Origin of the sequence: Geobacillus sp. 46C-IIa (assembly GCF_014679505.1) — a bacterium.
Lineage (GTDB): Bacteria > Bacillota > Bacilli > Bacillales > Anoxybacillaceae > Geobacillus.
This window is the reverse complement of record NZ_CP061474.1, coordinates 3,286,563-3,300,326: the sequence shown is the minus strand read 5'-3', so window position 1 is coordinate 3,300,326 and position 13,764 is coordinate 3,286,563. Positions and strand designations below refer to the sequence as shown.

General features: G+C 52.1%; 13 protein-coding genes and 1 other annotated feature. All 13 genes read left to right on the top strand.

Annotated elements, in window-relative coordinates; all coding sequences use genetic code 11:
- Positions 1–105: 105 nt before the first annotated feature.
- Entirely contained in the window at positions 106–255 is a 150-nt protein-coding gene (gene rpmG, locus IC803_RS16595; RefSeq protein WP_081210624.1) for a 50S ribosomal protein L33, read from the top strand.
- A 40-nt stretch (positions 256–295) separates the two neighbouring features.
- Positions 296–478 (top strand): preprotein translocase subunit SecE, encoded by a 183-nt coding sequence (gene secE / locus IC803_RS16590; protein WP_081210629.1) that lies wholly within the window; start codon positions 296–298, stop codon positions 476–478.
- A gap of 112 nt (positions 479–590) precedes the next feature.
- Positions 591–1,124 carry a transcription termination/antitermination protein NusG gene (gene nusG, locus IC803_RS16585; protein ID WP_081210632.1) on the top strand — a complete coding sequence of 178 codons (534 nt, stop codon included), beginning with the start codon at positions 591–593 and terminating at the stop codon, positions 1,122–1,124.
- 239 nt (positions 1,125–1,363) lie between these two features.
- On the top strand, positions 1,364–1,789 hold the full coding sequence (rplK, locus tag IC803_RS16580) for a 50S ribosomal protein L11 (RefSeq protein ID WP_008882034.1): 426 nt from the start codon (positions 1,364–1,366) through the stop codon (positions 1,787–1,789).
- Between the two features lie 201 nt (positions 1,790–1,990).
- The gene (gene rplA / locus IC803_RS16575) at positions 1,991–2,692 is read left to right on the top strand and encodes a 50S ribosomal protein L1 (protein ID WP_063167002.1); all 702 of its coding nucleotides are present in this window, start codon (positions 1,991–1,993) and stop codon (positions 2,690–2,692) included.
- 47 nt (positions 2,693–2,739) lie between these two features.
- Positions 2,740–2,891: a sequence feature (ribosomal protein L10 leader region), on the top strand.
- Between the two features lie 51 nt (positions 2,892–2,942).
- Positions 2,943–3,443, top strand: a complete 501-nt coding sequence (gene rplJ / locus IC803_RS16570; RefSeq protein ID WP_063167001.1) for a 50S ribosomal protein L10 — start codon at positions 2,943–2,945, stop codon at positions 3,441–3,443.
- A gap of 49 nt (positions 3,444–3,492) precedes the next feature.
- On the top strand, positions 3,493–3,861 hold the full coding sequence (gene rplL, locus IC803_RS16565) for a 50S ribosomal protein L7/L12 (RefSeq protein ID WP_063167000.1): 369 nt from the start codon (positions 3,493–3,495) through the stop codon (positions 3,859–3,861).
- 107 nt (positions 3,862–3,968) lie between these two features.
- Positions 3,969–4,571, top strand: a complete 603-nt coding sequence (locus IC803_RS16560) for a class I SAM-dependent methyltransferase (RefSeq protein WP_081210687.1) — start codon at positions 3,969–3,971, stop codon at positions 4,569–4,571.
- Between the two features lie 406 nt (positions 4,572–4,977).
- Positions 4,978–8,550: a DNA-directed RNA polymerase subunit beta gene (gene rpoB, locus IC803_RS16555; RefSeq protein ID WP_081210638.1), complete on the top strand. Its 3,573-nt coding sequence runs from the start codon at positions 4,978–4,980 to the stop codon at positions 8,548–8,550.
- Between the two features lie 111 nt (positions 8,551–8,661).
- Positions 8,662–12,261: a DNA-directed RNA polymerase subunit beta' gene (gene rpoC, locus IC803_RS16550; protein ID WP_081210641.1), complete on the top strand. Its 3,600-nt coding sequence runs from the start codon at positions 8,662–8,664 to the stop codon at positions 12,259–12,261.
- 136 nt (positions 12,262–12,397) lie between these two features.
- Complete coding sequence (locus IC803_RS16545) at positions 12,398–12,646, top strand: 50S ribosomal protein L7ae-like protein (RefSeq protein WP_081210643.1); 249 nt, start codon at positions 12,398–12,400, stop codon at positions 12,644–12,646.
- Between the two features lie 90 nt (positions 12,647–12,736).
- Positions 12,737–13,159: a 30S ribosomal protein S12 gene (gene rpsL / locus IC803_RS16540; protein WP_020958355.1), complete on the top strand. Its 423-nt coding sequence runs from the start codon at positions 12,737–12,739 to the stop codon at positions 13,157–13,159.
- A 39-nt stretch (positions 13,160–13,198) separates the two neighbouring features.
- Positions 13,199–13,669 (top strand): 30S ribosomal protein S7, encoded by a 471-nt coding sequence (gene rpsG / locus IC803_RS16535; RefSeq protein ID WP_043903315.1) that lies wholly within the window; start codon positions 13,199–13,201, stop codon positions 13,667–13,669.
- Positions 13,670–13,764 lie beyond the last annotated feature (95 nt).

Genomic DNA, 13,764 nt, shown 5'->3' with positions numbered 1-13,764 from the left:
CGGCGCACCGGCCTGCGGCAAGGGCGAACCAAAAGATGGCGTTGACAGCAGAAACATTGATATGATAAATTTTTATGGACATCCTGCGGGAACGGTGAAAGGTTTATGCGCCAAAAAGTCACGTTGGCTTGCGCGCAATGCGGAAGCCGAAATTATACAGCTACAAAACAGATCGGCCGCCTCGGTGAGCGCCTGACGGCCAACAAATTTTGCCCAGTATGCAACAAGCATACCGCCCATCGCGAAACGAAGTGAGCGATGGGGACAGTTTTGAGCAATCGTGGAGGTACGAGTGATGCAGCGAGTAACCAACTTTTTTAAAGAAGTCGTACGCGAACTGAAAAAGGTAAGTTGGCCAAACCGAAAGGAGTTAGTCAACTACACGGCGGTTGTGTTGGCCACGGTGGCGTTTTTCACCGTCTTTTTTGCCGTTGTTGATCTCGGCATTTCGCAGTTAATTCGCCTTGTGTTTGAATAAGTGGGCGGATGATATGCTATAATGAAAGATAATCGTACGAGTATGGAACCCGGCAACGGGTTTTTGTTTTGCATAAAAAACAAAATGAAAACCGCCCTAGGGAGGCTCGCTGATGGAGAAAAACTGGTATGTCGTCCATACATATTCAGGATACGAAAATAAAGTGAAAGCCAATTTGGAAAAACGCGTTGAATCGATGGGGATGCAAGATAAAATTTTCCGCGTTGTCGTCCCGGAGGAGACGGAAACGGACATTAAGAACGGGAAGCGGAAAACGACGAAAAAGAAAGTGTTTCCCGGTTATGTGCTCGTTGAAATGGTCATGACCGACGATTCATGGTACGTTGTGCGCAACACACCCGGCGTGACCGGATTCGTCGGTTCGAGCGGGGCCGGTTCGAAACCGACGCCGCTCATGGAGGAAGAAGTGAAGATGATTTTGAAGCGGATGGGCATGCCTCTCGCTGAGGTTGATGTCGATTATGAGGTAAACGAGACCGTCCGAATTAAAGAAGGACCGTTTGCGAACTTCACCGGAAAAATTGAGGCGATTGATCCGGATAAACATAAAGTCAAACTGCTTGTCGACATGTTTGGCCGCGAAACGCGGGTAGAGCTTGAGTTTTCGCAAATCGAAAAAATCTAATGGAAAAGAACTTGCAATCACTACTGAAAAGTGATACTATTTTAAAGGTCAGTATGTCTCTTGGACAGAGACATATAGGCGATGAACTTATACGTGTTTGTATAGGGGAGCAAACTTGTTTTATACGCTGATCCTCTCAACAGAAATGGGAGATATGGAAACGGCTCATGAGATCGGAGCCGAACGAGTGGGAGGGGCAATCCCTATTACCACATCACGGACTTAAGGAGGTGTGTCTCGTGGCGAAAAAAGTAATCAAGATCGTCAAACTGCAAATTCCTGCAGGGAAAGCGAATCCGGCGCCGCCAGTAGGTCCTGCGTTAGGTCAAGCCGGTGTTAATATTATGGCGTTTTGTAAAGAGTTTAATGCCCGTACCGCTGACCAAGCAGGGTTGATCATTCCGGTTGAAATTACGGTTTTTGAAGACCGTTCATTTACATTCATCACGAAAACGCCGCCAGCTGCTGTATTGCTGAAAAAAGCGGCCGGCATCGAATCGGGCTCCGGCGAACCGAACCGCAACAAAGTAGCGACGATCAAACGCGACAAAGTGCGCGAGATTGCCGAGCTGAAAATGCCGGATTTGAATGCAGCGAGCATCGAAGCAGCCATGCGCATGGTTGAAGGCACGGCTCGCAGCATGGGCATCGTGATTGAAGACTAAGGCCGGCTTGTTGTCCGAGGAGGTTGCGTATTCCGCAACCTCTCTCTCCATGGGCAAAAAAGCGATTGTTATTCATTGGATCAAGGATCGATCGCCTCAGAGGGCGGCTTTCCGCTGAGTCATTTACCTTTGGAAAAGGCGAAGGCTGTTTCATCGTGGGAGGTTTTTTCCGCTAAAACCACAATCAAGGAGGACTTTGACATGCCGAAAAGAGGGAAAAAGTATTTAGAAGCGTTGAAGCTCGTTGACCGCTTCAAAGCATATCCGGTTGCTGAAGCGATCGAGCTCGTGAAAAAAACGAACGTCGCCAAGTTTGACGCGACGGTTGAAGTCGCATTTCGTTTAGGGGTTGACCCGAAAAAAGCGGACCAACAAATTCGCGGTGCTGTCGTCCTGCCGCATGGCACAGGGAAAGTGGCGCGCGTGTTAGTGTTCGCGAAAGGGGAAAAAGCGAAAGAGGCGGAAGCAGCGGGCGCTGACTATGTCGGCGATACGGAATATATCAACAAAATCCAGCAAGGTTGGTTTGACTTCGACGTTGTCGTTGCCACGCCGGACATGATGGGTGAAGTCGGGAAACTTGGCCGCATTTTAGGACCGAAAGGGTTAATGCCAAACCCGAAAACGGGCACGGTCACGTTTGACGTAGCGAAAGCGGTGCAAGAAATCAAAGCTGGTAAAGTAGAATACCGCGTCGATAAAGCCGGTAACATTCACGTGCCGATCGGCAAAGTATCGTTTGACAGCGAAAAGTTGGTTGAAAACTTCGCGACGGTTTACGAAGCGATTTTGAAAGCGAAACCGGCAGCGGCCAAAGGGACGTATGTCAAAAACGTGACGGTTACGTCGACGATGGGCCCTGGCATTAAAGTTGACCCGACGACGGTAGCGGTTGCGCAATAACGGTTGACTTTTGCCGGTCTGTTTGATAAAATATCATTTGGCTGAACAAACGAATATCATTTGTACCGTAGACAGTAGGTGCCCGTTTGAGGCTTAATTTCCTACCGAGGTATGTGGACGATAGACAGCGCGCCATCGATAGCGGCGCGTTGAACGATACCTCCATGTCTACGCGGCATGGAGGTTTTTTATTGTACCGCTAAACGGTATAAGTGGTATTCCACTATTTTCTTTTCAGGAGGTGCAGGACGTGTCGAGCGCGATTGAACTGAAAAAGCAAGTGGTCGCTGAGATCGCGGATAAATTCCGTGCCAGCAAGGCGACCGTCATCGTCGATTACCGCGGCTTGAACGTGGCGGAAATGACCGAGCTGCGCAAACAGCTGCGCGAGGCAGGCATTGAGTTCAAAGTGTACAAAAACACGATGACCCGCCGGGCGCTCGCGGAAATCGGCCTGGAAGGATTGGATGAGGTGTTTACCGGCCCGAACGCCATCGCGTTCAGCAATGAAGATGTCGTAGCGCCGGCGAAAATTTTAAGCGACTTTGCGAAAACACATGAGGCGCTGGAAATCAAAGGTGGCGTCATCGAAGGGAACGTCGCCAGCAAGGAAGAAATCGACGCCTTGGCAAAACTTCCGTCCCGCGAAGGGTTGCTCTCGATGTTGCTTAGCGTTCTTCAAGCCCCGATCCGCAACTTTGCGCTTGCGGTTAAAGCGGTGGCCGACAAACAAGAGGAACAAGGCGCGTAATGGCGCATATCGATGTGCATAACGAACATTACACAAGGAGGAAACGATGATGACAAAAGAACAAATCATTGAAGCAGTGAAAAATATGACGGTATTGGAATTAAATGAATTAGTAAAAGCCATCGAAGAAGAATTCGGCGTAACGGCCGCAGCTCCGGTTGTTGTCGCTGGCGGCGCCGCAGCTGGCGCTGAAGCAGCGGCTGAGAAAACAGAATTTGACGTCATCCTCGCTGACGCTGGTGCGCAAAAAATTAAAGTCATCAAAGTCGTTCGCGAAATCACTGGCCTCGGCTTGAAAGAAGCGAAAGACTTGGTTGACAATACGCCGAAACCGATCAAAGAAGCTGTTTCGAAAGAAGAAGCTGAAGAAATTAAAGCAAAACTTGAAGAAGTTGGCGCGAAAATTGAAGTGAAGTAATTGGCGTCGCTATAAAAAAAGAGGCTGGCCCAAGCAAGGGGCGGCCTCTTTTTTGTTACACTATATATCAGGAGCCCATGCGGCTTGCCGATAGAGGAGGGATGATGGTGAGCGAACATTATTACTCAGCGAATCCGACGTCCGAACGAAATCCGCAAACGTGGACGTTTACGTTGCGCGGGCGCGAGTTCTGCTTTACGACCGACAGCGGGGTATTTTCAAAACGTGAGGTCGATTTCGGCACACGTTTACTGATTGAAACGTTTCAGGAGCCGGACGTTGCCGGCGATTTGTTAGATGTTGGCTGCGGGTACGGCCCGATCGGGCTTGCCTTAGCCAAATCGTTTCCTAACCGGCGCGTCCAAATGATCGATGTCAATGAGCGGGCGCTGGAGCTGGCCGAAGCAAACAAACGGGCGAACGGCATCCATAATGCGAACATTTATAAAAGCGACTTGTTTTCGGAAGTGGGGGAACAGCGATTTGCGGCGGTGGTCACCAATCCGCCGATCCGGGCTGGCAAGCGGGTTGTTCATGCGATCTTTGAGCAAAGTCGGGATCACCTCGTTGATCACGGGGAGCTATGGGTGGTCATTCAAAAGAAACAAGGCGCCCCATCCGCGCTGCAAAAGTTAAACGAATGGTTTGCTGCTGTTGAGGTCGTCGCGAAGAAAAAAGGATATTATATCATAAAGGCGAAAAAATGTTGACACCGTTTTTTTATTGTGGTAGCATTATAAAATGCTAAATATGCACATTTCCCGTGTAAAGGGGATGACGTATAATTTTGGACGCAATGGAAAAAATGATAAAATCAATAAACAGCTAAACATATGGTTTTCTACTGGATAGAAACCATTTTCTTTTTTTCTCCATCCAACGCCTGGTTTCCTCGCGCCGGGAGCATGTTGAATCCCCTAAACGAAACGGCGGTGCCACAGCCAAGCCGTTTCCGTCCGGACGGCGGGGGCCGGCCGCATGCATGCCTAGCGCTTTGCCCCGGAATGACGGAGCGGCCAGACCGCCTTGGCGGCATATTCCGCCAAGGCGGGTGGATGGGCGCGATGTTCCGCTTCCGGTTTTCACTAATGTCTACATTTGAGGGGTGAATCACTCTTGACAGGCCGACTAGTTCAATACGGGCGACACCGCCAGCGAAGAAGTTATGCACGCATTAGCGAAGTGCTGGAATTGCCGAACTTAATTGAAATTCAGACGTCCTCCTATCAATGGTTTCTCGATGAAGGGCTGCGGGAAATGTTCAAGGAAATTTCCCCGATCGAAGACTTTTCCGGCAATCTTTCTCTTGAATTTATCGACTATAGCTTAGGGGAGCCGAAATACTCGGTTGAAGAGGCAAAAGAGCGCGATGTTACATATGCGGCGCCGCTTCGCGTGAAAGTTCGCCTCATCAATAAAGAGACAGGCGAAGTGAAAGAACAAGACGTATTTATGGGCGATTTTCCGCTCATGACGGAAACCGGCACGTTTATTATCAACGGAGCGGAACGCGTCATCGTCTCCCAGCTTGTCCGCTCGCCAAGCGTCTATTACAGCGATAAAGTCGATAAAAATGGGAAACGCGGCTATTCGGCGACAGTGATTCCGAACCGCGGCGCATGGCTTGAATATGAAACCGATGCGAAAGACGTCGTTTACGTCCGCATCGACCGCACCCGTAAACTGCCTGTTACGGTGCTTCTTCGTGCGCTTGGGTTCAGCTCCGACCAAGAAATCATCGACTTGCTCGGCGATAACGAATATTTGCGCAATACGCTCGAAAAAGATAATACCGACAGCACGGAAAAAGCGTTGATCGAAATTTATGAGCGCCTCCGTCCGGGCGAGCCGCCGACGCTGGAGAACGCGAAAAGCTTGCTCGCGTCGCGTTTTTTTGACCCGAAACGCTATGATCTAGCGAGCGTCGGACGCTATAAAATTAACAAAAAACTTCATATTAAAAACCGTTTGTTTAACCAACGGCTGGCGGAAACGATTGCCGATCCGGAAACCGGAGAAGTCATCGCCGAAGCTGGAGCGATGATCGACCGCCGGACGCTGAATCGCCTGTTGCCGTATTTAGAAAAAGGCGCCGGGCTGCAGACGTACCGTCCGGCTGAAGGGGTGGCGGACGGGCAAATTTCGGTGCAGACGGTAAAAATCTATGCGCCAAATGACCCGGACAGTGAAAAAGTCATCAATGTTATCGGCAACGGTTTTGTTGCCGAGGATGTAAAACATATTACACCAGCGGACATTATTGCGTCGATCAGCTACTTCTTTAACTTGCTTCACGGTGTCGGCGGTACGGATGATATCGACCATTTGGGCAACCGCCGCCTTCGTTCGGTCGGCGAACTGCTGCAAAACCAATTCCGCATCGGCTTGTCGCGCATGGAACGCGTCGTGCGCGAGCGCATGTCGATCCAAGATACGAACACGATTACACCGCAGCAGCTGATCAACATTCGTCCAGTGATCGCGGCGATTAAGGAGTTTTTCGGCAGCTCGCAGCTGTCACAATTTATGGATCAAACGAACCCGTTGGCTGAGCTGACGCATAAGCGCCGCCTGTCCGCGCTTGGCCCCGGCGGATTAACGCGCGAGCGCGCCGGATTTGAAGTGCGCGACGTTCACTATTCACACTATGGACGGATGTGCCCGATTGAGACGCCGGAAGGTCCGAACATCGGGCTGATCAACTCGCTTTCTACCTATGCAAAAGTGAACAAATTCGGCTTTATTGAAACGCCATACCGGCGCGTCGATCCTGAAACAGGGAGAGTAACAGATCAAATTGATTATTTGACGGCCGATGAGGAAGACAACTATGTTGTGGCGCAAGCGAACGTGTCGCTTGCTGAAGACGGAACGTTCCTTGAAGAAAACGTCATCGCCCGTTTCCGCGGTGAAAACATTGTCGTCAAACGCGACCGCGTCGACTATATGGACGTTTCGCCAAAACAAGTCGTTTCGGCAGCGACGGCGTGCATTCCGTTTTTAGAAAACGACGACTCGAACCGCGCCTTGATGGGGGCGAACATGCAACGTCAAGCGGTGCCGCTGCTCGAGCCGGAGGCGCCGATCGTCGGCACGGGAATGGAGTACGTCTCGGCGAAAGATTCAGGAGCCGCTGTCATCTGCAAGCATCGCGGCATCGTCGAGCGCGTTGAGGCGAAAGAAATTTGGGTGCGCCGGCTCATTGAAGTGGACGGCAAAGAAGTCAAGGGCGATTTGGATAAATACCGCCTGCTCAAATTCGTCCGTTCGAACCAGGGCACATGCTACAACCAACGGCCGATTGTGAAAAAGGGCGACATCGTTGAAAAAGGTGAAATTTTAGCTGACGGCCCATCGATGGACAAAGGGGAGCTGGCGCTCGGCCGCAACGTGCTCGTCGCCTTTATGACGTGGGATGGTTACAACTACGAAGATGCGATCATCATGAGCGAACGGCTCGTCAAAGAAGACGTGTATACGTCGATCCATATTGAGGAATATGAGGCGGAATCGCGTGACACGAAGCTCGGCCCGGAAGAAATTACACGCGACATCCCGAACGTCGGCGAGGACGCGCTGAAAAACTTGGATGAGCGCGGCATCGTCCGCATCGGTGCGGAAGTGAAAGACGGCGACTTACTCGTCGGTAAAGTGACGCCAAAAGGGATGACTGAACTGACGGCTGAGGAGCGGCTGCTGCACGCGATCTTCGGGGAAAAAGCGCGCGAGGTGCGCGATACATCGCTGCGTGTTCCCCATGGCGGCGGCGGCATTGTTCTGGACGTGAAAGTATTCAATCGCGAAGATGGCGATGAACTCCCGCCAGGCGTCAATCAGCTCGTCCGCGTCTACATTGTGCAAAAACGGAAAATTTCCGAGGGCGACAAAATGGCGGGTCGCCACGGGAACAAAGGGGTTATTTCCCGCATTCTTCCGGAGGAAGATATGCCGTTCTTGCCGGATGGCACGCCGGTCGATATTATGTTAAATCCGCTCGGCGTTCCGTCGCGGATGAACATCGGGCAAGTGTTTGAGCTGCATCTCGGCATGGCGGCGAGAAAGCTCGGTTTGCATATTGCTTCCCCGGTCTTTGACGGTGCAACGGAGGAGGATGTGTGGAACATTCTCGAAGAGGCCGGCCTAGCGCGCGATGCGAAAACTGTGCTGTATGACGGCCGGACGGGAGAACCGTTTGACAACCGCGTATCGGTCGGCATCATGTATATGATCAAGCTCGCCCACATGGTCGACGACAAGCTCCACGCCCGTTCAACCGGCCCGTATTCGCTCGTCACCCAGCAGCCGCTCGGCGGCAAGGCGCAGTTCGGCGGCCAGCGCTTTGGCGAGATGGAAGTATGGGCGCTTGAGGCGTACGGGGCGGCGTATACGCTGCAAGAAATTTTGACCGTCAAGTCCGATGATGTCGTCGGCCGCGTCAAAACGTACGAAGCGATCGTCAAAGGGGAAAACATTCCGGAGCCGGGTGTGCCGGAGTCGTTTAAAGTGTTGATTAAAGAGCTGCAAAGCTTAGGCATGGACGTCACGATTTTGACGAGCGACGAACAAGAAATCAACATGGAAAACTTTGATGATGACGACGACCATGCACCGGATGCCATTATGGTAGACGTGAAGCCGATCGAATCGGAAGAAGTCGACGAAGAAAAAGACGCGGTGGCGAAAGAGTAACCGGCAATGGCGGCTAGGCGGGGAGCGTTCCCCGCCATAGGCCGTTAAAGCGAACGGATGGCGAACAAGCCACGGAGTAAAACCGACGGATCAAAGAGGGAGGTATACCCCTTGCTAGATGTCAATAAGTTTGAGTACATGAAAATCGGGCTCGCTTCCCCGGAGAAAATTCGTTCCTGGTCGTACGGTGAGGTCAAAAAACCGGAAACGATCAACTATCGGACGTTAAAGCCGGAAAAAGACGGCCTGTTTTGCGAGCGCATTTTCGGCCCGACGAAAGACTGGGAGTGCCATTGCGGCAAGTATAAGCGCGTACGCTACAAAGGCGTCGTCTGCGACCGCTGCGGCGTCGAAGTGACGCGTTCAAAAGTCCGCCGCGAACGGATGGGTCATATCGAGCTCGCCGCCCCGGTTTCGCACATTTGGTATTTCAAAGGCATCCCGAGCCGGATGGGCCTTGTGCTTGACATGTCGCCGCGGGCACTTGAGGAAGTGATTTACTTTGCTTCGTACGTCGTCACCGACCCGGGCGATACGCCGCTTGAGAAAAAACAGCTGCTGTCGGAAAAAGAATACCGCGCCTATCGCGAAAAATACGGCCAATCGTTCCAAGCGTCGATGGGGGCTGAGGCGATTAAAAAGCTGCTCCAAGACATTGACTTGGATAAAGAAGTGGCCGCGCTGAAAGAAGAGCTGAAAACAGCGCAAGGGCAACGGCGCGCGCGCATTATTAAACGGCTTGAGGTGCTTGAGTCGTTCCGCAGCTCAGGGAACGATCCGGCTTGGATGGTGCTCGATGTGCTGCCGGTCATTCCGCCGGAGCTCCGTCCGATGGTTCAGCTCGATGGCGGGCGGTTTGCGACATCGGACTTAAACGACTTATACCGCCGTGTCATTAACCGCAACAATCGGTTGAAACGGTTGCTTGACCTTGGCGCACCGAACATTATCGTCCAAAACGAGAAACGGATGCTGCAAGAGGCAGTCGATGCGTTGATCGACAACGGCCGCCGCGGCCGCCCGGTGACCGGGCCGGGGAATCGTCCGTTAAAGTCGCTTTCCCACATGCTGAAAGGGAAGCAAGGGCGCTTCCGGCAAAACTTGCTCGGCAAGCGGGTCGACTATTCTGGCCGTTCCGTCATTGTCGTTGGTCCAAACTTAAAAATGTATCAATGCGGACTGCCGAAAGAAATGGCGCTCGAGTTGTTTAAGCCGTTCGTCATGAAAGAGCTCGTTGAGCGGGGCTTGGCGCACAACATTAAAAGCGCGAAACGGAAAATTGAGCGCGTGCACCCTGAAGTATGGGATGTGCTCGAGGATGTCATTAAAGAACATCCGGTGCTGTTAAACCGTGCCCCGACGCTTCACCGTCTCGGCATTCAGGCGTTTGAGCCGACGCTTGTCGAAGGGCGGGCGATCCGTCTTCATCCGCTCGTTTGTACGGCGTACAACGCCGACTTTGACGGCGACCAAATGGCGGTGCACGTGCCGCTGTCAGCCGAAGCGCAAGCGGAAGCGCGCCTGTTGATGCTGGCGGCGCAAAACATTTTGAACCCGAAAGATGGGAAACCGGTCGTTACGCCTTCGCAAGATATGGTTTTAGGAAACTATTACTTGACGATGGAACGCGAAGGGGCGGTCGGCGAAGGCATGGTATTCAAGGATACAGACGAAGCGCTGCTTGCCTACCATAACGGCTATGTCCATCTCCATTCGCGCATCGCCATCCATGCCGGTTCGCTGAAAAACGAAACGTTTACCGAGGAACAAAACAACAAGCTGCTCTTGACAACCGTCGGGAAGCTCATTTTCAACGAAATTTTGCCGAAGTCGTTCCCGTACATTAACGAGCCGACGACGGAAAATATTGAAGGGCGGACGCCGGATAAGTACTTCCTGGACAAAGGGGTCGACGTGCGTGAAGAGATCCGCAAGCGCGAACCCGTGCCGCCGTTTAAGAAAAAAGTGCTTGGGCAAATTATCGCTGAAGTATTCAAGCGGTTCAAAATTACTGAAACATCAAAGATGCTTGACCGCATGAAAGATCTCGGCTTCCAATACTCAACGAAAGCCGGCATTACGATCGGCGTTGCCGACATCGTCGTTTTGCCGGAAAAACAAGAAATTTTGGATGAAGCTCAGGCGAAAGTCGACACGGTTTTGAAGCAGTTCCGCCGCGGGTTGATTACCGACGAAGAGCGGTATGAGCGCGTCATCTCCGTTTGGAGTGCGGCGAAAGATAAAATCCAAGATCGGTTGATGAAATCGCTCGATAAGCGCAACCCGATCTTTATGATGAGCGATTCCGGGGCGCGCGGTAACGCCTCGAACTTTACGCAGCTCGCGGGGATGCGCGGTTTGATGGCCAACCCGGCCGGCCGGATTATCGAGCTGCCGATCAAATCGTCGTTCCGCGAAGGCTTAACGGTATTGGAATACTTTATCTCGACACACGGCGCGCGGAAAGGGTTGGCGGATACGGCATTGAAAACGGCCGACTCAGGCTATCTCACGAGACGTCTCGTTGACGTAGCGCAAGATGTCATCGTCCGTGAAGAGGATTGCGGCACCGATCGCGGCATTTTAGCGCGGGCGTTAACGGATGGCACGGAAGTCGTCGTCAAGCTTGAAGAACGGCTTGTCGGCCGCTATGCGCACAAGACGGTGCACCATCCGGAAACAGGTGAAGTGATCGTACGCAAAGATGAAATGATCACAGAAGATATCGCTAATGAGATCATCAAGGCCGGCATTACAGAAGTATGGATTCGCTCCGTCTTCGCCTGCAACACGCGTCATGGTGTGTGCAAAAAATGCTACGGCCGCAACATGGCGACCGGCATGGACGTCGAAGTCGGCGAGGCGGTCGGCATTATCGCTGCCCAATCAATCGGCGAGCCGGGCACGCAGCTGACGATGCGGACGTTCCATACGGGCGGCGTCGCCGGGGACGATATCACTCAAGGTTTGCCGCGGGTGCAAGAGCTGTTTGAAGCGCGCAACCCGAAAGGGCAAGCGGTCATTTCGGAAATTGACGGCACGGTCATTGCGATTAATGAAACGCGTGACAATCAGTACGAAATTGTCGTGCAAAGCGAAGTCGAGACGCGCTCCTATGTGGCTCCGTACAATGCGCGCCTGAAAGTCGAAGAAGGCCAGCACGTCGAACGCGGCCAAGAGTTGACGGAAGGTTCGGTCGACCCGAAACAGCTGTTGCGCGTGCGCGATATTACGTCCGTCCAAGAATACTTGCTCCGTGAAGTGCAAAAAGTGTACCGGATGCAAGGGGTCGAAATTAGCGATAAGCATATTGAGGTCATGGTGCGGCAAATGTTGCGCAAAGTGCGCGTGATCGATGCCGGCGATACGGATGTGCTGCCAGGCACGCTTTTGGACGTTCATCAGTTCACGGATGTCAACGCTCAAGCCATCCGCGAAGGAAAGCGGCCGGCAACAGCCCGCCCGGTGCTGCTCGGTATTACGAAGGCGTCGCTTGAAACGGATTCGTTCTTGTCAGCGGCTTCGTTCCAAGAAACGACACGCGTCCTGACCGATGCGGCGATCAAAGGAAAACGGGATGAGCTGCTCGGCTTGAAAGAAAACGTCATTATCGGCAAACTTGTCCCAGCCGGAACAGGCATGGCCCGCTATCGCAACGTGAAGCCTGCCGTCAAGAAGGAAACGGCTGGCGATACCGTTCCGTCTAAATAAAAAGCTACCGGGATGGTCGGCTAAGGTGTTCTTGGCCGGCCCTTCCTTAATGAAAAAATTCAGTTGACAACGGACAGAGAAAATGGTAGTCTAATAAAGGTGTTCCAACAACCTGGTACTTTGGAGGATATGTTACATGTCTTATGAAAAAGTATTACAGGCTGGGAAAATCGTCATTGGAACCAAACAAACGATAAGGGCTTTAAAGGAAGGGAAGGCAACGGAAGTGATCGTGGCGGAAGATGCCGACTCGCCGATCATCGAAAAAGTGACGGCGGCAGCCAATGAGGCGAACGTGCCAGTCACAAAAGTCGATTCGATGAAAAAACTCGGCAAGGCATGCAAAATCCAAGTCGGCGCAGCTGCGGTGGCGATCCTTCGTTGATTGCTTTGCCTTTAAAACCTTTGTTTGCATAAACGATGAACCACCTGGATATGTGGGCTTAAACGATGCATGTGAAAGGAGGATTTTTTCATGCCTACAATTAACCAATTAGTCCGCAAAGGACGCGAGAAAAAAGTATTTAAGTCGAAATCCCCTGCGTTGAACAAAGGGTACAACAGCTTCAAAAAAGAACAAACGAACGTGTCTTCCCCGCAAAAGCGCGGCGTATGCACGCGTGTCGGCACGATGACGCCGAAAAAACCGAACTCGGCTCTCCGGAAATATGCTCGTGTCCGCCTGACGAATGGGATTGAAGTGACGGCTTACATCCCGGGAATCGGCCATAACTTGCAAGAACACAGCGTCGTGCTCATCCGCGGCGGACGTGTTAAAGACTTGCCGGGGGTGCGCTACCATATCGTCCGCGGTGCATTGGATACAGCCGGCGTAGCAAACCGGATGCAAGGCCGTTCGAAATACGGCGCGAAAAAGCCAAAAGCAGCGAAAAAATAATGAAGTGAAGAGAATGTTTTCCTGAAGGGAGGAAAAACTATGCCACGTAGAGGCCCTGTTGCTAAACGTGACGTATTGCCAGATCCGATTTACAACTCGAAGCTTGTCACCCGTTTGATCAATAAAATTATGGTTGACGGAAAAAAATCGAAAGCACAAAAAATTCTTTACACTGCTTTTGATATTATCCGTGAACGCACGGGTAAAGATCCAATGGAAGTATTCGAACAAGCGTTGAAAAACGTTATGCCGGTGTTGGAAGTGCGCGCTCGCCGCGTCGGTGGGGCGAACTACCAAGTTCCGGTCGAAGTCCGTCCGGACCGCCGCGTTTCCCTCGGATTGCGCTGGCTCGTGCAATATTCCCGCCTTCGCGGTGAAAAAACGATGGAAGAACGCTTGGCGAACGAGATCATGGACGCTGCCAACAATACAGGCGCAGCGGTGAAAAAACGCGAAGATACGCATAAAATGGCTGAAGCGAACAAAGCGTTTGCCCATTACCGCTGGTAAGGAGCGCTGCCTTAAGGAAATAGGTGAGAAGGCACGGCTGATGCTGCCTGTTCACCTATCTTCCTATATATTGTGGCCCTTCCGGCTGCGTACTG